This window comes from Leuconostoc sp. JNUCC 76 (assembly GCF_053667755.1).
In genome coordinates this window covers 1605463-1627936 of the sequence record NZ_CM132206.1, presented here as the reverse complement: position 1 = coordinate 1627936, position 22474 = coordinate 1605463, and the positions used below count along the sequence as shown (strand labels likewise).

General features: G+C 36.9%; 22 protein-coding genes. 20 read left to right on the top strand and 2 right to left on the bottom strand.

All coding sequences use genetic code 11. The features are described 5' to 3' along the window. Positions 1-75 precede the first annotated feature (75 nt). The 7 genes from gtfA to JNUCC76_RS08150 all read left to right on the top strand — a co-directional run bounded on the left by gtfA (position 76) and on the right by JNUCC76_RS08150 (position 5564). The gene (gene gtfA, locus JNUCC76_RS08180; RefSeq protein ID WP_454153933.1) at positions 76-1584 is read left to right on the top strand and encodes an accessory Sec system glycosyltransferase GtfA; all 1509 of its coding nucleotides are present in this window, start codon (positions 76-78) and stop codon (positions 1582-1584) included. Further along, positions 1577-2902 carry an accessory Sec system glycosylation chaperone GtfB gene (gene gtfB, locus JNUCC76_RS08175; protein ID WP_260355935.1) on the top strand — a complete coding sequence of 442 codons (1326 nt, stop codon included), beginning with the start codon at positions 1577-1579 and terminating at the stop codon, positions 2900-2902. Before gtfA ends, gtfB begins: the two co-directional genes overlap by 8 nt. A 17-nt stretch (positions 2903-2919) precedes the next feature. Beyond that, positions 2920-3129, top strand: a complete 210-nt coding sequence (locus JNUCC76_RS08170) for an accessory secretory protein Asp4 (RefSeq protein ID WP_260355934.1) — start codon at positions 2920-2922, stop codon at positions 3127-3129. Positions 3130-3191: 62 nt separating this feature from the next. Next, positions 3192-4049, top strand: coding sequence for a glycosyltransferase (locus JNUCC76_RS08165; protein WP_260355933.1), 858 nt, complete (start codon positions 3192-3194; stop codon positions 4047-4049). A gap of 44 nt (positions 4050-4093) precedes the next feature. Beyond that, on the top strand, positions 4094-4543 hold the full coding sequence (gene tsaE / locus JNUCC76_RS08160) for a tRNA (adenosine(37)-N6)-threonylcarbamoyltransferase complex ATPase subunit type 1 TsaE (RefSeq protein ID WP_011680199.1): 450 nt from the start codon (positions 4094-4096) through the stop codon (positions 4541-4543). After that, on the top strand, positions 4540-5028 hold the full coding sequence (locus JNUCC76_RS08155) for a GNAT family N-acetyltransferase (RefSeq protein ID WP_454153931.1): 489 nt from the start codon (positions 4540-4542) through the stop codon (positions 5026-5028). Before tsaE ends, JNUCC76_RS08155 begins: the two co-directional genes overlap by 4 nt. Positions 5029-5030: 2 nt before the next feature. Next, entirely contained in the window at positions 5031-5564 is a 534-nt protein-coding gene (locus JNUCC76_RS08150; protein WP_454153930.1) for a 3'-5' exonuclease, read from the top strand. A 32-nt stretch (positions 5565-5596) separates the two neighbouring features. On the opposite strand, the gene JNUCC76_RS08145 is transcribed toward JNUCC76_RS08150, so the two are convergent. Both JNUCC76_RS08145 and JNUCC76_RS08140 read right to left on the bottom strand, forming a co-directional pair. Next, positions 5597-6415, bottom strand: coding sequence for an exodeoxyribonuclease III (locus tag JNUCC76_RS08145; RefSeq protein WP_454153929.1), 819 nt, complete (start codon positions 6413-6415; stop codon positions 5597-5599). Between the two features lie 57 nt (positions 6416-6472). Further along, positions 6473-7294, bottom strand: a complete 822-nt coding sequence (locus tag JNUCC76_RS08140; RefSeq protein WP_050892063.1) for an NAD(P)H-hydrate dehydratase — start codon at positions 7292-7294, stop codon at positions 6473-6475. Positions 7295-7410: 116 nt separating this feature from the next. Here JNUCC76_RS08140 and JNUCC76_RS08135 point away from each other — a divergent pair, with 116 nt between their 5' ends. From JNUCC76_RS08135 to priA, 13 genes are all read left to right on the top strand, one after another. Beyond that, positions 7411-8616 (top strand): DUF2075 domain-containing protein, encoded by a 1206-nt coding sequence (locus JNUCC76_RS08135; RefSeq protein ID WP_454153928.1) that lies wholly within the window; start codon positions 7411-7413, stop codon positions 8614-8616. A 127-nt stretch (positions 8617-8743) separates the two neighbouring features. Beyond that, entirely contained in the window at positions 8744-10159 is a 1416-nt protein-coding gene (gene pepV / locus JNUCC76_RS08130; RefSeq protein ID WP_454153927.1) for a dipeptidase PepV, read from the top strand. 379 nt (positions 10160-10538) lie between these two features. After that, on the top strand, positions 10539-11273 hold the full coding sequence (locus tag JNUCC76_RS08125) for a cyclase family protein (protein ID WP_454153926.1): 735 nt from the start codon (positions 10539-10541) through the stop codon (positions 11271-11273). Positions 11274-11304: 31 nt separating this feature from the next. Continuing rightward, on the top strand, positions 11305-12639 hold the full coding sequence (locus tag JNUCC76_RS08120; protein WP_454153925.1) for an APC family permease: 1335 nt from the start codon (positions 11305-11307) through the stop codon (positions 12637-12639). Positions 12640-12654: 15 nt separating this feature from the next. Beyond that, the gene (locus tag JNUCC76_RS08115) at positions 12655-13356 is read left to right on the top strand and encodes a cysteine hydrolase family protein (protein ID WP_454153924.1); all 702 of its coding nucleotides are present in this window, start codon (positions 12655-12657) and stop codon (positions 13354-13356) included. Positions 13357-13579: 223 nt separating this feature from the next. Beyond that, a complete protein-coding gene (gene tig, locus JNUCC76_RS08110; protein WP_454153923.1) occupies positions 13580-14875 on the top strand; it encodes a trigger factor in 1296 nt (431 codons plus the stop codon). A 139-nt stretch (positions 14876-15014) separates the two neighbouring features. After that, positions 15015-16265, top strand: a complete 1251-nt coding sequence (gene clpX, locus JNUCC76_RS08105) for an ATP-dependent Clp protease ATP-binding subunit ClpX (protein ID WP_454153922.1) — start codon at positions 15015-15017, stop codon at positions 16263-16265. Next, positions 16266-16850, top strand: coding sequence for a ribosome biogenesis GTP-binding protein YihA/YsxC (yihA, locus tag JNUCC76_RS08100; RefSeq protein WP_072613985.1), 585 nt, complete (start codon positions 16266-16268; stop codon positions 16848-16850). It begins immediately after the preceding gene. Between the two features lie 103 nt (positions 16851-16953). Further along, a complete protein-coding gene (msrB, locus tag JNUCC76_RS08095) occupies positions 16954-17397 on the top strand; it encodes a peptide-methionine (R)-S-oxide reductase MsrB (protein ID WP_454153921.1) in 444 nt (147 codons plus the stop codon). Between the two features lie 102 nt (positions 17398-17499). Continuing rightward, positions 17500-18267: a nicotinamide riboside transporter PnuC gene (pnuC, locus tag JNUCC76_RS08090; protein ID WP_454153920.1), complete on the top strand. Its 768-nt coding sequence runs from the start codon at positions 17500-17502 to the stop codon at positions 18265-18267. 45 nt (positions 18268-18312) lie between these two features. Continuing rightward, on the top strand, positions 18313-19455 hold the full coding sequence (locus JNUCC76_RS08085; protein ID WP_454153919.1) for a nicotinamide-nucleotide adenylyltransferase: 1143 nt from the start codon (positions 18313-18315) through the stop codon (positions 19453-19455). A gap of 42 nt (positions 19456-19497) precedes the next feature. Continuing rightward, the gene (locus JNUCC76_RS08080) at positions 19498-20052 is read left to right on the top strand and encodes a GNAT family N-acetyltransferase (RefSeq protein WP_454153918.1); all 555 of its coding nucleotides are present in this window, start codon (positions 19498-19500) and stop codon (positions 20050-20052) included. After that, a complete protein-coding gene (gene priA, locus JNUCC76_RS08075; protein ID WP_454153917.1) occupies positions 20049-22460 on the top strand; it encodes a primosomal protein N' in 2412 nt (803 codons plus the stop codon). The genes JNUCC76_RS08080 and priA overlap by 4 nt, the downstream gene beginning before the upstream one ends. Positions 22461-22474 lie beyond the last annotated feature (14 nt).

Sequence of the window (22474 nt, the reverse complement as noted above, 5' to 3'; positions counted from 1 at the left end):
TTTAAGCAACAGAGATAAAAAAACAAGGCATTCATACTATATGTGTTGTAGTAATTTGAAAGAGAAAGGGTAAATATGACAGTATATAACCTTAATTTGGGTATTGGCTGGGCAAGTAGTGGAGTTGAATATGCACAACTTTACCGTGCAAAAATTTTCCGACAATTAGGACAACCAGCTAAATTCATTTTCATGGATTTAATTACAGGAGATAATATAGAACATCTTACAAATAACATTGGATTCTTGGATGAAGAAGTTATTTGGCTCTACCAATTCTTTTCGGACATAAAAATTGAACCAACTTCTTATTCTATAGAACAATTGGAAGATACATTTAGTATGAAATTCAACCGTTTAGAACGTCATGAAAACAATATTCGTTATTTCTTTGAAAGTCACGATATTATGGTGACAGCTTATTTGGCAAAAAAGAACAAATCAGTGGTGGAACGAGCTGAATTTGTTTCGCATGGTAAATTAATTCGTAAGGATTATTATACGCAAACTAAATTATTCTCAGAATATTATGCACCCAGAGATAATCAGGCTTATGTATATGAACGTCGCTTTTTTAATAGAGACGGCTCAATTGCTTTTGAGGAAATAGTTGATGGTCAAGACTCGCTATTTAGATTTGAAAGTCAGATTATTTATGACAAACAAGGGTTAATTGCACATATGTTGAAATGTCTACATTTAACAGATAACGATATTATTATTTTAGATCGTGCGACGAACATAGGAAATACAATATTACAACACAGCACACCAGCTAAGATAGGTGTTGTTGTTCATGCTGAACATTTCAATGAGAACCAAACAGATGCGCAAAATATTTTGTGGAATAATTTTTATGAATATCAATTTGATGAAGCTAATTATATTGACTTTTTTATTACTGCGACCTTATCACAAAAAAAATTATTAGCATATCATTTTGCTAAATATACATCGTATAAGCCTAAAATTTTTGATATTCCTGTGGGTAACTTAAAAGGATTGCATCGGCCGTTAGAAGAGAGAAAGAAACATGCACTCATAACGGCTTCACGTTTAGCAAATGAAAAAAATGTTGATTGGTTGGTAAAAGCAGTCATTAAAGCACAAAAGGTGGTTCCAGATCTCACTTTTGATATTTACGGAAAAGGTGGTGAGCAGGAAAATATTGTCAAAATTATTAAGGATAATGCTGCGCAAAACTTTATTCAATTAAGGGGGCATGCCAAGTTAGATACTATCTACCAAAAATATACCGCCTATATTTCAGCATCTACCAGTGAAGGATTTGGATTAACATTGATGGAAGCGGTTGGATCAGGGTTGCCAATGATTGGTTTTGATGTCCGTTACGGCAATCAAACTTTTATTCAAAATGAAAAAAATGGGTACTTGATTCCTTTCAATAAGAACGATAACATTGAAGAACTTATCGAAAATCTGAGTCGAAAAATTATTGCTTTGTTAACCAGTAGTAATTTGGTTAATTTAAGCAACTACTCTTATAAGATTGCAGAGCAATATTTAGAAGATAAAGTGCAACAAAAATGGCAAAAATTGATAAATGAGGTTTTAGATGATTAATTTATTTGACAATTACTCACAAGCAAGTTGTGATCTTCATGAGTCATTATTATCAGCTGGATATACACAACCAACTGTAGTTATTGAAGATGATGGTTTTTTACCTGATAATGTCACATCACCGTTCGCTTATTACACAAATATTTACAATCACTCGGGGCATCCAATATTTTTTAATCAAGTTGAATGTCCTAAATTTTGGGAAATTAGAGGTGACAATAACAATGCCGCTATTTATGAAGAAAATAAGCGAAGGGCTAATATTATTTATGTGCCCAATATAAATAATAAACGCTATGTTAAGCAAGTGGAATGGTTAGATTTAAATAATAATATACGCAGTGTTGATCATTATAGTAAAGGAGGAATAATTTTTGCAAAAACTAGTTATAATTTGATAAAACACCCAACAATAACTACTTATTATAACGCTAATCATAATGAGATTATTGTTGAAAACCATATTACCAAAGATATAATTTTAAATTTCAACAGGCAAATATGCATATTTAAATCACGTACTGAATTTGTGAGTTATTATTTGAAGCACGTATTCGGTGATATTAATCGTATCTTTTATAATTCCTTATCAGTTCCATTCCTTGTGTCATACAATTCGGTTCAACCCGGGAACGATTTATTATTTTGGCAGGAACCGTTATCTGAAGATGGAACATTACCTGGTAATATGCTTACGTTGTTACAAAATCAAGGCAGAACAAAAAAAGTAATATTTGAAAACAAAAATGATTACGAAAAAGTACAGATTAAGTATCCAGAATTCCAAAAGTATATTGCATGCTTAGGGTTGCTATATCCAGTTAGCGATAAACCTAGGAAACAGTTAGATGCGTTAATATTGACTAATTCTGATCGTATTGCAGAAATTGTGAAAATCATTGAAACGTTGCCAGACATAAATTTTCACATTGCTGCAATTACTGAGATGTCTTCTAAATTGATTAACTTATCCAAATATAAAAATGTTAACCTCTATCCGAATATCGAATACAATCAAATTAATGGTTTATTGCAGAATTGTGCCTTCTATTTAGATATTAATTATGGAAATGAAATTTCTTATGCAGTTCGGCAAGCATTTTTGAATAACTTGTTGATTCTATCCTTTGAAGATACGAAACATAATAGTCAATTTACATTACCAGAATATATATTCAAACAGAACAATGGGGATCAATTAATTAAGATTATAAATCAGTGTAAAAATAATCGCGAATATTTGTTGTCAGCGTTATATAGACAACAAAAACATGCTAATCAAAGCAGTATATCAGAATATCAGGATATTATTGGTTGATCAATGAGGAATATTCTATGAATAATAATGAAGATAAAATAGAACCGTATCAAGACCCTGTGCAATACTCAATAGATGAACGATTAAAAAAAGCACGCTATAAACTTCCTGCACGCAAAAAGAAACATTCCAAATACGAAAAATTACAAATGTTGACTGCTGTTGTTATGGCTTTAGGGATAGTAACAGGTTTAATAACGATTGTCATTCAATTTTTCATTAAATAAATTAGAGGCATGTCTTGCGATTAAAAAATTGTTAGTGTGTTCATTAGGGGGATATACGCATTATGAAAAAAGCCGTTTTTTACACATATAGTGGTCAATATGAATGGTTAGTAGCAGTATCAATACAATCCATAATTGAACACTATACTTCTGAAGAATCACTGGATATTTTAATTTTTACTGATAAAACGTTTAATAAGCAACAAGCAACTATAAGAGAATTGCCAATTTTAAATAGCAAACCGCAAATTAAAATTTCATTTTGGCGTTTTCCGTTATGGATTGAGCGCGTTAAAAATAATGTTTCCAAACGTTTTCCTGCAGTAACTTTTTTGCGTCTGGGCATTCCAATTGAATTTCAAGAATTTGATGTCATGCTATACTTAGATGCTGACACGTTAGTTTACACTGATATACACGAGGTGTTTAAGCAATTGGGAGATTCAACTATTGCGGGAGTTTTGGATATATTTCATTATTTAAATAGTTCAGATGAAAATATTTTAAAACGATATAATGAGTTATACAATATTTCTGATTCGTCAAAATATATAAATTCTGGTGTATTATTGTTTAATAATAAAAAATATCTCAGAAAGTGGACAATTCCTGACCTTGTAAATGATATTAATAAAACCAATTTCGTGAACTTTCCAGATCAGGAATTAATTAATAAAAAATTCAATCCAAATATTTTGGTGTTACCGCATGAATATAATTATCAAGAAAACATTGATTTTTTAAATCAGTGGCATGTTCCGCAAAGTTACAAAGAGGTACTTCTTACGGCGGCAACAAATATTAAAATTAAGCATTTTTTGCCATTGCCGAAGCCATCTGATCCTCTAATAGGTTTTCGTGATCAGTATGATATGGATTGGTGGAAAACAGCGTTTTCTTTGAAAAAAAGTTTGCCTTAACAACTCTTGAAAATATACTATTTCTCTCGTGCTATAATAAAACAATGAAAGAATTTTTAACAAACAATTTCGAGCAAACACAAAGTTTAGCTAGTAGAATAGCATCATTTGTTTATCCTGGTTTAGTGATCACGCTGAATGGTGATTTAGGAGCGGGAAAAACAACCTTTACCCAGGGATTTTCACGCGCTTTAGGTGTGAAGTCAAGGGTTAAGAGCCCGACATTTAATATTATGAATACTTATATGGCGCGTGATTTTCCCATTTATCATTTTGATGCTTATCGATTGGAAATGACAGGTGCTGCTAATCAAGGATTCGAGGATTTTATCGGTACGGATGGTGTAACGCTTATTGAGTGGCCGCAATATATGAATGATTTGTTACCAAATAATCGATTGGACATCACATTTACTCGAGGTGAGGATGATAACGAACGAACAATAAGTATCGCAGGTGTTGGTTCAGTTATTGAAATTGAGGAAAAACTATGACATTCGATATGAGCCAGCCGATTGCGTTCAGCTTAGAAGAAGCCAGCTTAGCTAGAGCTGCTGAATGGCAACAATTAATTCAAGATTTAATGGTGGAAACAGATACATTTTTGATTGCAAGTATGCGTGATGGGGATGAAATACCTGTAAAAAACAGCGCACCGGCGATTACTTTGCTGCTTATTGCTGAACAAGGTGAACAATCATTACCAGTTGGAATAGGATCTATCGAAAATGAAGAAATCGGTGTAGCTATTTTGAAACAATTTCACGGTGCTGGTCTTGGTCAGGATTTAATGCGAGCACTTCTGGATTGGGCCAAATTTAATGGGCTATCAAAGGTATGGCTAGATGTACAAATTGATAATGACATCGCCGTGCATATTTATCAGAAATACGGGTTCTTAAGTGTTGGTGAAAAAGAGCACTTTACGTTACCAAATGGGCGTGATACAGAGTTACAAAGAATGATCTTGGAGTTATAATTATGAATTTTGTAGCAATGGATTTTGAAACAGCAAACCGTGAAAAGCATTCGGCAGTTTCTATTGCCTTAGCGGTTGTGCGTGATAATCAAGTAGTTGATAAATTTTATTCATTAATCAAGCCGGAAACAACGTTTAGCTCGTATAACACAGCTATCCATGGTCTTCATCGACAAGATGTAGCTGACGCGCCAAAGTTTCCCGAAGTTTGGCAAACAATTTCACCTTTTTTCACAGAAAATAAATTAGTGGTGGCTCACAACGCATCATTTGATAATAGTATCTTGAAAGGAACATTGCAATATTACGATATTGATGAACCGCATTATTTGTTGTTGGATACAGTTCAAACCAGCCGCAAGTTATTTCCAAATTTCGAAAATCATAAGTTAAACACTGTTGCTGGTAATTTAGGGATTACGTTGGATCATCATCACAACGCGCTTGATGATGCAGTAGCTGCTGCCAATATCTTAATTTATGAATCTAATCATTTTGGAGCAGAAGTACTTAAGCCATATGTTAAAAATAAATAAAAAGCCCTGCAATTTATGCATGGCTTTTTATTTTATACATTAATTTCGAGAAGAATCGGTGCGTGGTCCTGACGTGCACCGGTATCTATTACGCAGGACTCTGTGACATTTTCAGCGATTCGATTACTAACCAAATAGTAATCAATTCGCCAACCAGAATTATTGATCTTACTTGTTTTACTGATTTGTGCCCACCAAGTATAAACACTTGGTGTGTCTGGATGCAATGATCGAAAAGTGTCTGTAAACCCAGCATTCAAAAGTGCTGAAAATTTTTCACGTTCTTGGTCAGTAAAGCCAGCAGAATGTCGATTTGTTTTTGGGTTTTTCAAATCAATTTCTTGGTGTGCGACGTTCATATCACCACTAAAAATTACTGGTTTGGTAGCGTCTAGACTTTTGATATATTCACGATATTTATCATCCCACTCACCACGTTCAGGTAGACGTATCAACGAGCTTCCTGAATTAGGTGTATAAACAGTTGATAGGAAAAAAGTTGGAAATTCTAAGGTAATAATGCGTCCCTCTAAATCCATTGGACCCGGCGCACCAATGGTAGGATATTCCACCTGAGTGGGTTCCACTTTTGAAAGTACCATCGTGCCAGAGTATCCGGAGCGCGCAGTACTAGAATTTACATACAAATGATATTCTGGGAAAAGTTCTGCAATGGCTGTTGCTTGTTTTTTAGTTAAGCCCGTTGATTTTAATTTTGTTTCTTGAATGGCAAAAACGTCAGGGCGTATGGTCGCAATTTCGTTTAATGTGCTCCAAGTCATTTCACCACGGACACTTTTGTGTTCAACTGCAGCATTGATGGAATCAATATTCCATGAGATAAATTTCAAATTTTCGTCCCCCTGAGAGTTATATAATTATTTTAACATACTGTTAGTTTTCATTTATTACCGAGCGTATCGATGCATAAATTCAGGTATTGAGGCACTAATTTCTGTGGGTAATGTGATGTAGCGGGTTTCAGCTAGTTCGTCAGCGATAGCAGAGTGGGCATAGACCGCCGCTAAAATTGCTTCGGAAAATGATAACATAAACTGTGCCGTAAATCCAGCAATCATTCCGGCGAGTGTGTCACCCATGCCCCCTGTGGCCTGATAAGGTCCACCAACAGGTATTTCAAAAGCGCAGTCATTGGTATAAATTTGAGTATGATGTTGTTTTAAAACTAAAATCGGTTCAACATTCATTCTTTGTTGCGCTAGCATATTAAACGCTTCAAAGGCTTGTTCATTGATTGTCACACCACTTAGGCGTTGCCACTCCATCTGATGTGGTGTTAAAACGAGTCGCGATTTTGGCCACTTTAGTTTATGTTCAGCAACTAGAGTTAAGGCAGAACCGTCAACGATGAGTATTTGACGTGGCAAAATAGCATAGAAGGTATGTTGTACTAAATCAATACGATCGCCTAAACCTGATCCGATTAAAACAACGTCTGACTTTTTAATATATTCGGTCAGATCCTCATTGAAATCAACAACCATTGCTTCTGGCAGGTGACTATGTAAAGCGGTAAAGTTTGATGGATCTGTGGCTACGGTTACTAGTCCGGCACCAGAATTAACTGCAGCCAATGCATTCATAATCACTGCACCACCAAATTGTGCCGTGCCGCCAATGATTAAAACACGGCCATAGGTTCCTTTGTGTGAGTCCTTAGCTCTTTTTTTAATAACTCGGTATAAAATATCTTCAGTTAATGTTTTCATAGTTTAATCCTTAACATTATTCTACACGATAGTTTTGTTTAATGCACAAAGAAGGTGATAGGAGTGCTCATCTAGCGTGACTTCTTATGCGACTCATTATGTAAATAGTGTACAATATGTTTATGGAAAAAAATAGTTTTATTCTCTCTGATGAGGAAAAATTGTCAACTGAACAAGCGCATTTGATTCAAAATGTGGTTGACTTTGCAAATCAGGGTTTGAAGCAAGAAAAAAAGAAAGTATTTATTATTGAAGGCGGCGCTGGTTCTGGAAAAAGTGTTGTACTGTTTGAAATATTTAAACAACTTCAACATGCTGTTTTAAACGATGAGTCATCAGCACTTTATAAAACCAATAACTACTTACTGGTCAATCATGCTGAAATTTGGAAAATATATCGTGATTTAGCAGGAAAAACTGAAGAATTAAAAAAGAAACAGTTCCTAAAACCCACAACTTTTATTCATCAAATGGATAAAGAACAACGCCGTGCAGATATCGTATTAATCGATGAAGCACATTTACTATTAACTGAACCTGATCGCTACAATAAATTTAATCAAACCAACCAACTGGTTGAGATTATCAAACGTGCCCAAGTCATCATTTTAGTTTTTGATAGCCATCAAGTCTTAAAATTCAAAAGTATGTGGACTAATCAAAGGTTGGAACAAATCGTTTCACAGTATGCACCAACGCGTTATCAATTAAGTAATCAGTATCGTATGCTAGGTAATAACGAGCATATTGTTCAATGGATTGACAATCTAACGCAAAATAAAGAAATTTCAACATTAGGCCTCGTTGACGGATTCGATTTTCAGATTTTTTCCAATGCTAATGATCTCTACAGAATGATTCAACAACAAAATAAGCGGGTAGGAATGTCACGCTTGTTAGCAACAACTGACTATCCGTATACCGTTAATCGCGGTACCTGGTATGTGACGGTTGATGATTTCAAATTACCTTGGGATCAGTTAGATACAGGTATAACACCATGGGCATTGAGGCCAGAAACAATTAATGAAGTAGGATCAGTGTATACGATTCAAGGTTTTGATTTGAACTATGCTGGTGTAATCATTGGGCCTAGTATCACATTTGATGAAGAAAAGAATAAAATCGTGGTTCATACCGAAAAATATGAGGATAACGCCGCTTTTCGACAAACAAAGGGTCATTCATTTAGTGAGCAAGAGAAAGAAGCTATTATGCTGAACGCGCTAAATGTGCTATTAAAGCGTGGCCGACAAGGTTTATATATTTGTGCTGCGGATCGTGCATTGCGTAGAAAGTTAGCCATGATTATTAAAAAATAGTGGTTATATCCCGACTGATTATATGGATAACTTGATTATTTAATCCGTGTTCCTGACATGAATATTAGAAAAAAATGCCATAACAGGGTATAATAACTCTATGAGTTACTAGAAAGGTTAAAAAAATATGACAGTCGATTGGAAACAAGAAACCGAGAAACGCAAAGCAGCCTACATTGAAGATTTGAAAGCTTTACTAGCTGTTGAATCTGTGCGTGATGATTCACAAGCGACACCTGATGCACCATTAGGTCCCGGACCAACAGCTGCATTAGTTAAAATGTTAGCTATCGCTGAGCGAGATGGTTTTACCACCAAAAATATTGATAACATTGTGGGATATATTGAAATTGGTCCCAAAGATGCTGATGAATATGTCGCTATTTTGTCTCATGTTGATGTGATGCCTGCAGGCGAGGGTTGGGATACCGAACCATTTGAACCTGTTGTAACGGATGATAAGATTATCGCCCGTGGTGCTTCAGACGATAAGGGGCCAGGAATGTCAGCCTACTATGCTTTCAAAATTTTGTCTGATTTGAATGTGCCATTGAAGCGTCGGGTTCGTCTGATTTTTGGAACTGATGAAGAAAATGATTGGACGGGGATGACTCGTTACTTTGAAGTTGAGCCAGAACCAGTATTCGGTTTCTCACCTGATGCCGAATATCCAATTATTAATGGTGAAAAGGGTAATGTTCAAGTAATCATCAAGGGCGAGGCCACGAACGGTGGTACTGTTAAGCTAGTTGATTTTGAGTCCGGATTACGAACTAATATGGTACCTGGTATTGCTCGTGCAACTGTTAAATCATCTCATGCAGAAAAAATTGTGACAGAGTTCCAAGAGTTTTTGGTAGAAAATCCGAAAATTTCTGGATCAACTGAAACAGATGGTGAAATCATCAAATTTGTTCTAAATGGTAAGCAAGTTCATGGGGCTATGCCTGAAACAGGAGAGAATGCTGGAACTTATTTAGCAAATTTCCTTCAAGATTTTGATTTTGGTGGCACAGCCAAATCATTTTTGACTTATTTAGGAACACCAGCTCATGATGACACTGTCGGCGAAAAGTTTGGTGTTAATTATACTGATGATGTGATGGGGCCACTGTCCATGAATGTCGGTATTCAGAAATTTGTTGATAATGGTGAGACCTTTATTAATTTTAATTTCCGTTATCCAAAGGGCATCACACCTGACGAAATTGTTGCCGGACTTTCTTCGAAATTAAATGGTTGGGATGTAACGCCCACTATCGGCGGACATGCTCAAGTGCCTCATTATGTTGCACCAAGTGACCCAATTGTAGAGACGCTTCTTCGTGTTTATCATGATCAAACAGGCCTACCAGCACACGATCAAGTCATTGGTGGTGGAACATACGGTCGCCTAATGAAACGTGGTGTCGCTTATGGCGCATTATTCCCTGATTCACCAGATACGATGCATCAAGTTAATGAATTTGCTCTACTTGATGATTTGTATCGCTCAATTTCGATTTATGCACAAGCAATTGCAGAAATTACTAATTTGGATTAAACAGCTTCGGCTGTTTTTTATTTTCGTTTAATTGATTTAAATTTAATATTGAAAGATTAGAATAATAAGCAATCAAGCAAAGGAGAAATGAGTATGACGCTATTAATTATTGCTGCAGTTGCTTTAATCGGTCTTTCATTGAAAAAGGTTTTACGTGTCGGACAACCTTTTCGTGTGAAAAATGACCGTTAAAAATATCGTTATTTAATGTATGTGTGAATAAGCTAATTCATTTAACGCCATTAAAAAAGTATATTATATATTAAAAAAATACATAACAATGTTAATTAAACTAACATTGTTATGTATTTTTGATGAGAAATATATTAAAATACTAATTAATATACTTTGCTAAATATAATAAGGAGAATGGCTGCTTATGTTAATTCAAGAATTTCTCACGGAACTAAAAAAGAAAAAATGGGTAGATTTATCACATGAGTTTGGCGAAAATTCCCCTCATTTTCCAGCTTTTAACGCAGCTTCCGCAAAAACAATTTTTACCAGTGATGATGATGGTTTCTTTGTTAAAGAGTACAATTTTGTCGGCCAATATGCTACGCACATTGATCCACCAATTCATTTTGGAGCCGAAAGTGGGGAATGGGTGTCTGATATTCCCTTAAAAGATTTGATAGCACCGCTAGTTGTTATAGATAAATCAAAAATTGCTCAGGAAAACCCAGATTATTCATTAACAGTTGATGATATTAAAGAATGGGAAAATGAAAATGGCAATATACCGGAAGGTTCATTTGTTGCTTTGCGGACAGATTGGTCTAAACGATGGCCCAATCAAAAATTAATGGAAAATCCAGATGATGAGGGACAAAATCACTATCCAGGATGGTCAGTTGAAGCAATAGAATATATTTATGAAACGCGACATGCAGTTGCTAATGGTCATGAAACTTACGATACGGACACTGCTGTGAATCAACCGAAAGGAGGATTTGCGGCTGAGGCATTGGCTTTGCAGTCAGGACACTATCAGGTTGAAATGTTGACTCATTTAGACGAGGTGCCCGCTACCGGCGCAATTATTTCTGTTATGACACCTAAGTTTGAGAAATCTCCAGGGTTTCCAACAAGGGTTATCGCTTATTTACCATAACTAATTACTAAAAGCATGGAGAATTGAGTATATGGAACAAAAAAATAATTCGTTAAAGCGTACATTAACAACCAAAGATTTAGTTATTTATGGCATCATATTTATGATTCCTGTGGCGCCCATGGCTTATTACGGATCTTTTCTGGCTCCTGCTCATGGGATGGTAGGACTTGCATATTTGATTGGTATGGTAGCCATGCTTTTTACAGGCTTTAGTTACGCTACTATGTCCGGAAAGTTTCCTTACGCTGGATCAGTTTACACTTATGTTCAAAAGGGGGCTAGTGCACCGCTTGGATTTATAGCAGGATGGGGAATTACGTTAGATTACATTTTGTTGCCAACAGTTTGTATGTTGGTTTCGGCTTCTTTTGGTACTTCACTTTTCCCAAATATACCCAATTATGTTTGGATTATTGGTTTAGTCATTATTAATACTGTTATTAATATGATTGGTGTTGATTTTGTCTCTAAAGTAAGTTGGATTCTTTTTGGATTACAGTTATTCGTATTGGTTGCATTCATTGTTGGTGCCATTAAATTGTTACTTGACGGTTCGATTGAATTTAATACAATTTCACTTTATAATCCCAAAGAGTTTCATATTTCTGGAGTATTATCCTCAACAAGTTTAGTTATTGTTTCTTATTTGGGATTTGATGCTATCTCAACATTAGCGGAAGAAACATCGGATCCGCAACGTTCAGTTGGTAGAGCGGTTATTCTATCCATTCTGTTAGTAGGCACGTTATTTGTTATAACAGCGCTTTTTGCAGGGTTTGTCATGCCAAATTATGCTTCTTTGAATCCTGACACAGCTTTCATTACGATACTTGATAAAGTAGGTGGCACTTGGTTAACGCAATTAGTTCAATGGACGATGATTGTCTCATTTGGTTTGGCCAGTGGACAAGAGTGTCAAACTGCTATTTCTCGAATTTTATTTGCTATGGGGCGTGATGGCATATTGCCTAAAGCGTTAGGACAATTGAAGCCTAAGTATCGTACACCCTGGACAGCTATTATTTTGGTTGGCGTTGTTTCCTTAGTATTATCATTATCGTTAGATTTGACAACCGTTGGAAACTTGGTTAGCTTTGGCGCACTATTTGGTTTTATGTGTTTAAATGGCGCAGTTATTTGGAAGTTTTTTATTAAAGATTTTACATTTTCTGCTGAGAAATTTATTAAGTATCTGATTTCACCGTTAATCGGCTTTGGTGTCAGCTTGTGGATTTTTGTCAGTTTGGATATGGCATCGAAATTTACTGGCATAGCATGGCTAATTATTGGTCTAGGTATACTTTTGTATAAAACGAAGTTTTTCAAATTAGCCACGCCACAATTCGATTTTGGGGAAAAATAGTAAAGGAATTACAATATGTTTACAACAAGAGAAAAATTTAAATCTTTTTACTATCAGGATGATGTTTTTCCAGAAATCAAAATAAATAATAGCACGACAGCACTACTAATTGTTGATATGCAGAACGAATTTGTTTTAAGGGACTTTGGTGAAGCACAGCAATTTAAAGAGGCTGGTGTTTGGGAAAGATGGATACCATTTCATGATCGATTAGATGAAATAGTGATTCCAAACAATGTGAAGTTGTTACAACATTTTCGAACTCGTGATATGACTGTGACCTATGGTCGTATTGCATCGTTGCGTGAAGATGGTGCAGACCGTTCAGCAGTTCAAAAATCAGATGGTTGGAATGGAATTAATTTACACGTTGATAGTTTTGCGGCGCAAATGATTGATGAGTTAAAACCACACAAAGATGAAATCGTTGTTAATAAGACAACAGACAGTGTGACCACAGGGACTAATTACTTGCAACTTTTGCGTAATATGGGCATGAAAACAGTGGTTGTAACAGGAATTGTGACGGACCAGTGTGTTGCTTCTACAGTAAGAGGCCTGGCTGATGATGGATTCCAAGTTATCTGTGTCGAGGATTGTTGTGCTGCTGGATCAATGACGTTGCACAATGTTGAATTAACTATCATGAATGGTGTATATTGTAACGTATTAAATACAGACGAAGTCTTAGAATTAATCGATAATAGCGCAGAATAATATATTTTAAATAAATAGCTGTATTTCTCACTACAAGTAAGAGAAATACAGCTATTTATTTAAAATAATTGTCGCAAATAGCTATTTTTAGTGAATAGTGATAGCCATATAAGCGACGGCATTGTGCATCAGGTATTTTAAGCGATAAAAATAGATAAAATGGTTGTGATATTCTTGAATTTAGTCTAAAATTATATAGTATTGAAAACTCGGAGGAAATAACATGTCTAAGTGGACACCAGCTGCGGATGAAAAAAACCAAGGCACATTAGAATTTGAAATCGCGCGTGCGCAAGTTGAAGAAGGTTTGGAACAAGCTTTCCAACGTAACAAGAACGAAGTTAGTATTCCTGGATTCCGTAAGGGTAAGGTAACTAAGCAACTCTTCTTCCAAAAGTTTGGCGAAGAGGCTTTGTACCAACAAGCAATGGATATTGTTTTGCCTGCTGCTTATGAAGCTGCAATTGATGAAGCTGGTATTACACCAGTTGGTCGTCCAAACATCGAACCCGTTTCAATGAATAAGGGTGAAGCTTGGACTTTAAAGGCTGTTGTCAAGACTGCTCCTGCTATTAAGTTGGGTGAATACTTGAATCTTGAAGTTGAAGCACAAGACGAAGAAGTTACTGACGCTGATGTAGATGCTGAAATCAAGCGTTTGCAAGATGGTCAAGCAGAATTAGTTTTGCAAGAAGAATCAGTTAAGGCCGAAAATGGCGATACTGTTGTGATTGATTTTGACGGTTCAGTTGATGGCGTTAAGTTTGATGGCGGACAAGGTAAGGACTTCTCACTAGGTTTGGGATCAGGTCAATTCATTCCTGGATTTGAAGAACAATTAGTTGGTCACACAGCTGGTGAAGATGTCAATGTTAACGTAACATTCCCTGAAGACTACCAAGCTGCTGATTTGGCAGGCAAGGAAGCCTTGTTTGAAGTGACAATTCACGAATTGAAGCGCAAGGAATTGCCTGAATTAGACGATGAATTTGCCAAGGATGTTGATGAAGAAGTTGAAACATTGGCTGAATTGAAGGAAAAGACATCTAAGAAGTTAGCTGATGAGAAGGCACAAGCTGCTAAGGCTGCTTTTGAAGACGCTGTTATTTCTAAGGCAGTTGATAATGCTTCAGTTGATGGCGATGAAATTCCAGCAGAAATGATTGATGAAGATGTACATCGTCAAATCGACCAATATATGGGACAACTTCAACAACAAGGTATCTCACGTGAAATGTTCTTCCAAATTTCAGGTCAAACTGAAGATGATTTGCACAAGCAATTTGCAGAAGGTGCCGAAACTCGTGTAAAGACTAGTTTGGTGTTGGAAGCAATTGTTGCAGCTGAAAAGATTGATCCTTCAGCAGAACAAGTTTCTGAAGAAGTTGCTAATTTGGCTTCACAATACAACATGGAAGAAGATAAAGTGCGTGCCGCTATCTCTGAATCAATGTTGAAGCATGACATTGCTATGCGCGAAGCTATTAAGAAAGTTACTGACTCTGCTAAAGCAGTTTAAGTAAATAAAAAAGCCGAAAGGCTTTTTTATTTTGGTTTAAATTAATTTATGGACACACATATTGCCATAATTTACTATTTCGTGCGTAGTAATAAACTGGTAGAATGGAGGAAGTAACTAAAAGTTTAGGATAATAATCATGGCGAATACACCAAATTTTGAAGAAGAAATACACTGCAGTTTTTGTGGAAAATCTGCAAGTGAAGTAAAAAAGATTGTTGCCGGGCCAAATGATGTTTACATTTGTAATGAGTGTGTCGCTTTGGCTGAAGGCATTATTGAAGAAGAATTAACTGTAGATCGTGCAGCAGAAGTGTTGTCACTGCCAACACCACACGAGATTGTTAATGAGTTAAATGATTATGTTATTGGGCAAGAGGATGCCAAAAAGACTCTGGCGGTAGCTGTATATAATCACTATAAACGTATTAATGAAAATGTGGCGCCCACATTAGATGTTGAGCTACAAAAATCAAATATTGCTTTGATGGGGCCAACTGGTTCGGGTAAAACTTATTTAGCACAAAGCTTGGCACGTATTTTGAACGTCCCATTCGCAATTGCTGATGCAACTACATTGACTGAAGCAGGTTATGTTGGTGAAGACGTTGAAAATATTATTTTGAAATTACTACAAGCAGCTGATTTTGATGTTGCAGCTGCTGAGCGTGGTATTATTTACGTTGATGAAATTGACAAAATTGCTAAAAAATCAGAGAATGTATCTATCACACGTGATGTTTCTGGTGAAGGAGTTCAGCAGGCACTATTGAAAATGCTTGAAGGGACAACTGCTAGCGTGCCACCTCAAGGAGGCCGTAAGCATCCACAGCAAGAGTTGATTCAAGTGAATACGACCAACATTTTGTTTATTGTTGGTGGTGCGTTTGCTGGAATTGACACAATCATTAAGGAACGACTGGGTGAACGAGTTATTGGTTTTGGTTCAGATGCAAATGAAAACGCTGAGGCCTTGAATGACGACAATATTTTGCATCATGTGCAACCAGAAGATATGACCAAATTTGGGCTCATCCCAGAATTTATTGGTCGTCTGCCCATTGTAACTGTGTTAGACGAGTTGACTATTTCTGACTTAACAAGAATTTTGACAGAGCCTAAAAACGCTTTAATTAAGCAATACACTGCTCTTTTGGGTCTAGATGATGTTGAACTTGAATTTCAACCGGATGCATTGGATGCAATGGCTAGCGTTGCGATTAAGCGACACACTGGCGCTCGAGGATTACGCTCAATCATTGAAAATGTGATGAAAGATGTCATGTTCGATATTCCCAGTCGTGATGATGTTTCTAAAGTTATTATTACCAAAGCCAGTGTTGAACAGGGTGAACAGCCAGAACTGCAATTAAAAAAGGTGAGTGAATAAATGGATGTACACAATGTCGAAATGGTGATGAGCGCTGTATCAGCGTCTCAGTATCCAACAGACGGAAAACCTGAAATAGCTTTGGTTGGCCGTTCAAATGTTGGTAAATCTTCTTTAACAAACACACTAATCCAACGGAAAAATTTTGCTCGCACATCTTCACAACCAGGTAAGACACAAACGTTAAACTTTTATGATGTTGAAGATAAATTATATTTCGTTGATGTTCCTGGGTATGGATATGCTAAAGTGTCAAAGGCCCAACGTGAAGCTTTCGGTGTAATGATTGAAGAATACATCACTAGTCGTAAACAGCTACGTGGTGTCATTAGTTTAGTAGATGCACGCCATGAGCCTAGTGAAGACGATATCTCAATGTACGAATGGCTGCATTACTACAACATTCCTATTTTAGTTGTAGCAACTAAGTCAGATAAAATTTCGCGTGGTAAATTTAATAAAGCTGAGTCAGTCATTAAAAAAGCATTAGGCTTTGATAATGAAGACAGTGATTTTCAATTTTTCTCATCGGAAACAAAATATGGTAAAGATGAAGTGTGGCATTGGATTGAAAAACACATCTAAAATGTTGGCAGAAATGCCGACATTTTTTTATTTTCGCCGCGAAGTTCTATTGGTTGACGTATCTTAAATCCAGCGTAAAATTAAAAAATAAAAAGAGGATTTTATGACAAAATATAACGATGAGGAATTGCGTGCCTGTTTGACACCGGAAGAATACGAGGTGACCCAACATGCGGCAACAGAGCGTCCGTTCACTGGTAAGTATGATCAATGGTGGGAGGATGGTATTTTCGTTGATGTTGTTAGTGGTGAACCATTGTTTAGTTCAACGGATAAGTACGATTCCGGCTGTGGTTGGCCATCATTTACAAAAGGGATCGATGACGACGAGCATTTACAAGAAAATACAGATCGTTCATTGGGAATGACAAGAACAGAAATCACTTCAAAAAAAGCGTCATCTCATTTAGGTCATGTGTTTAATGATGGATTACCTGACCGTGGTGGCTTAAGATATTGTATCAATTCAGCCAGCTTACGGTTCATTCCCAAAAAAGATTTAGAAAAAGATGGCTACGGCAAATATTTGAAATTGTTTAACAATTAGATTAATAGTTGGTTCTTGGACGGCGAAGTCTCTCTAAACTAATCGGTTTTTTAGGCTATTTACTGATATAATGAAATAAATAATTATTAGGGAGAATCTATAATGGTTGAGGAACCAGTCTGGCATCGCTTTTGGCGCTACTTTAACCCTGTGAACATTTTCAAAGAATTGTTATTCGGTTGGAAATGGGCTGAAGGGGTATTATTTTTAGTACTGATTTTACTTCAATTACTAGTTTGGACATTGGGTGTTGTTCACAATAGCACGCTCGATTGGTTTGGATTAGCAACGGGGATGATGAACATTATCACTGTTGTGTTGGTCGCCAAGGGTCGTATAACAAATTATTTTTGGGGCTTGATTTATTCTGTCATGTACATGCCATTGGCCTTTCAGTCACAGTTGTTTGGTGAGGTTGCTTTAAGTGCATTCTGGGTTGTCATGCAATTTGTTGGTATTGCAGCTTGGCTTGGTTTTATGAAACGCGATAATTTATCAGAAAAAGACAGTCAAGACGTGGTAGCGACTAAATATATGACCTTCAAACAATGGCTTCTAGTTATCCCAATCTTCTTAGTTATATTAATGATTGTCGGTATGATTTTACATCAGGCTGGGTCAAGACAACCATACATGGATGGATTGACAACAACCATATCAATGGGGGCTCAAATTCTGCAAACCGCGAAGTTTGCGGAATCATGGTATGCTTGGCTACTCTTTGATATAGTCGAAATTGTTTTGTGGGGACGTGCTTGGACGGGACATGCGGATCCTAGTGCGTTTGCTATGTTGGGTATGAACCTCGCCTTATCTGTCAATGCTATATACGGTATTGTTCAGTGGCGAAAGTTAACCAAAAAAGAATGAACATGCGCAATGTTCAAATTTTAATAGGATATAATTAATAAAGTCATGAGAACAATTGCAGGGAATTTATTCACAGATGATCTTCAAGGTGACAAAATTGGCGTTTTCTTTGGTACGTTAGCGCCAATGCACGTAGGACACCAAGCAGAAATTTATAAAGCGGCTGCCTTAAATGATGGTGTCGTTGTTATTGCTTCTGGTTACACAAACGATAGAGGGTATCAAATCGGATTATCCGTTGAGAAACGTTTTCGCTATTTGAGAGAAGCATTTAGTGACGAAACAGATATTAAAGTTGATTACATCAATGAAGACAATATCCCAATGATGCCTGATGGTTGGGATGAATGGACACGAATAATTGTTGAAACGGTTAAGCGTAATATTGTTAATAAAGATGCAACGATTACATTTTATACAGGTGAGAAAGATTACAAAAAGCAATTAGAAACAAGATTACCGAAGAACGGTCAGTTCAAAGTGAGCTTGATGGATCGCACTGTATTAAAAATATCAGCAACAGATATTCGAAAAGATCCTATTGGAAACTGGGATTACATTAATCGTGTTTTTCGACGCCATTTTGCAAAAAAAGTCACGGTGATGGGATCAGCTTCAACAGGTAAATCCACATTAGTACGTCGTTTGGCTCGAACAAGTAATTCACCATTTTCAGAAGAGTATGCTCGTGAGTATCAAGAAAAATCGAATGTTAGCGATGAAGAGTTAGTCGTTAAAGATTACATCCGATTAATTCAAGGACAATATGATGCGAACTCAAGAGAAATTAACTCTCCAGCTAACAATGGTCTAACGATTTTTGATACTGATGCAATGGTGACCAAAGTATACGCAGATATGTGGCTAAACGATGTTGATAATGCGCAGCTGAAGCCATTGTTTGATAATACAATTGGTGAGGAGTTGATTGACTTAATTCTTCTTATTCCACCGGTGACGCCTTATGTTGATGACGGCTTCCGAAATATGACAACTTCAGATAATGATTCGCGCTGGGCTTTTCACCGCCATTTGTTAGAAGTGATTGAAGAATATGGATTTACGGACAAACTAGTAATTCTTGATGCAAAAGGTGATAGTGATGATCCTTATGGATATTATGCACGCTACCTACAAGCACTAGATGCTATTCAAACTAGAACGGGATTTAATATTAAGCATATTTAGAGAAAAAACTGGTTTTATACCGGTTTTTTTTGAAAGGTAAAAATGATAGAATTACGACAATTCAAAACAGAAGATTTAGCACTATTTTGGGAAACAGCTTATAGTGATCCGCAAGCTGAGTGGACTAAATGGAACGGACCATATTTTAAAGATGTGCTGCCTAAAAAAGACGATTTTATCAATAATATTGGCCCTGAAAGATTCGTTAATAATATAAATCGGCGGGTTATTTTATACGATGGTCAAATTATTGGTAGTGTGAGTGCATATTTTGAGGATGGACAACTAAAATCTTGGCTTGAGGCAGGAATTGTTATTTATCAACAAGCAGCATGGCAACAAGGGATAGGAACCCGTGCATTAAGTATGTGGTTGGAAATATTATTTGGGCAATATGACAGTTTACCACATATTGGTTTAACCACTTGGTCTGGTAATAAGGCCATGATGCGCGTAAGCGAGAAACTGGGCTTAAAATTAGAGGGACAAATTCGACAAGTGAGATGGTGGCAAGGTCAGTATTGGGATAGCATGAAATATGGTGTTTTGCGAAATGAAATGACGCCTATAAATCCCTCTGGTAAAATAGAGTTATGACGAAACAATACGCACAAATCATTGTTGATGTGCCAACAATGCAAACTGATCAGCCTTATACATATGCCGTTCCGGAGAACATGATAAATTCGCTATTGTTGGGCATGCGTGTGACGGTGCCTTTTGGTCGCCGAAATGTGATGGGATTTGTTGTTGGTTTAACCGCTTCAACTGACTTACCAGAGGACCAAGTGCGCCCAATTCAGCAAATATTAGATTTAACACCGGTATTAAATACAGAACTACTAAATCTATCTGATTACTTAGCCAGTGAAACATTTGCTTTTCGAATTACAATTTTACAAACGATGCTGCCAAATGTGTTCAAAGCAAATTACGAGCGTACTTTAAGGATTATTGACGAAGTCGATGATGATGTACGTGATCGTTTATTTAAAGGACTTGATGAGATAGCTTTTAAAACAGGTGACTTTACTGAGTCAGATATGGCAACTTTGCTTAAGCTACGTCGTCAACATAAAATTGAAGTAGAAGTGGCAGTGCATGACAAGGCGAAGATAAAGACACAATTAGCTTATCAGTTCAGTGATGATGTTGAATTTTTGGAGGATGAGTTAAGAGGATTACGATCTTCAGCAAAGAAACAAGAAACATTGTTGCAGTTCATACTCGGTCATTTGGCTGAAACATGGGTGAAAAAGGATCTTCAGGAAGTTATTGATATTAGTGACGCCGCCTTAAACCAAGCTGTAACTAAAAAATGGTTAATGAAAACAAAGGTGGAGCTACTTCGTGATCCATTTCATGCTGAAGTTAAACAAACAGCGTTACTTGAGTTAAATGCGCAGCAACAAGAGGCCTATGAACGTATTTCTGGTACATTTGATGCACAAAGGTTCCAACCATTTTTACTTGAAGGCATTACTGGCTCAGGTAAAACTGAAGTGTACTTACAGGTGGCACAACATGTTTTTGAGCAGGGAAAGACGGTTCTGTTTTTGGTGCCTGAGATTGCCCTCACGCCACAAATGGTTAGAAGGGTCAAAGGTCGTTTTGGTGCCCAGACAGCAGTTTTGCATTCGGGATTAAGTGATGGTGAACGCTACGATGAGTGGCGTAGAATTGAGCGCGGTGATGTGAAAATTGTTGTTGGTGCACGTTCTGCTGTGTTTGCCCCACTGACAAATATCGGTTTAATTATTGTTGATGAAGAACATGAAACAACCTATAAACAGTCAGATAATCCGCGGTACGATGCCAGAAATATCGCACTCTGGCGTGGTCAATACTATCAAATACCGGTTATTTTGGGATCAGCGACACCTTCTTTGGAAAGTCGTGCGCGAGCACAACGCGGGGTTTATGAACTATTAACACTGACACAGCGCGCGGGAGGTGCAAAACTACCAAGCGTCAAGGTGATTGATATGAAAGAGACACTGTCACGAGGCCCAGAGACCAATTTTTCGGAAGAATTACGTATGAAATTAGCCGACCGTTTGGCGAAAGGTGAACAAAGTGTGTTGATGCTCAATCGCCGAGGGTTTTCAAGCTTTGTGATGTGTCGAGACTGTGGTTATGTTCCATGTGATCCAAATTGTAATTTAGCTATGACACTGCACATGGACACACATACACTGAAGTGCCACTACTGCGGTCATGAAGAAAAAATACCCACTGTATGCGCGCAATGTGGTTCTAAACGTATACGTTATTATGGGACTGGTACAGAAAAGGTTGAAGCTGAGTTACAAGAACTATTTCCTGATGCGCGGGTGCTTCGTATGGATCAAGATACGACACGCAAAAAGGGCAGTATGGATAAGATGCTTCAAAAATTCGGTAATCATGAAGCAGATATTTTATTAGGTACTCAGATGATCGCTAAAGGTCTCGACTTTCCTGATGTTACTTTAGTTGGTGTTTTGAATGCAGATACCTCTTTGGGATTGCCAGATTTCCATGCCAGTGAACGTACATTTCAATTGTTGACTCAAGTTAGTGGGCGTGCTGGTCGAGCTAAAAAGCCTGGTGAAGTGTTGGTGCAAACGTTCAATCCACAGCATTATGCAATTACCTATGCTCAAAATCATGATTATGAAGGCTTTTACAGACAAGAGATGGCCGTCCGGCACGCTGGAAATTACGCACCGTACTATTACACGGTTCAGATACAAGCCAGCCATTTAGATGAAAATCAAGCCGCCATTCAAATGCTGAAAGTTGCGCGCTGGCTACGTTCGCATGCTAAGAAAGATGTGATTATTTTAGGCCCTTCGCCAAAACCGATTGCTAAAATGCGCAAGCGCTATTACTTTCAAATTATTCTGAAGTTTAAAAAACGTAATGAAATGGATACGTTGCTACAGGAACTACAAAATCGCGCACAAAAGGCTAAAGGTGATTTGCAACTAAGCATTGATCGTGATCCTGTCTCATTTATGTGATGTGTTATAATAAA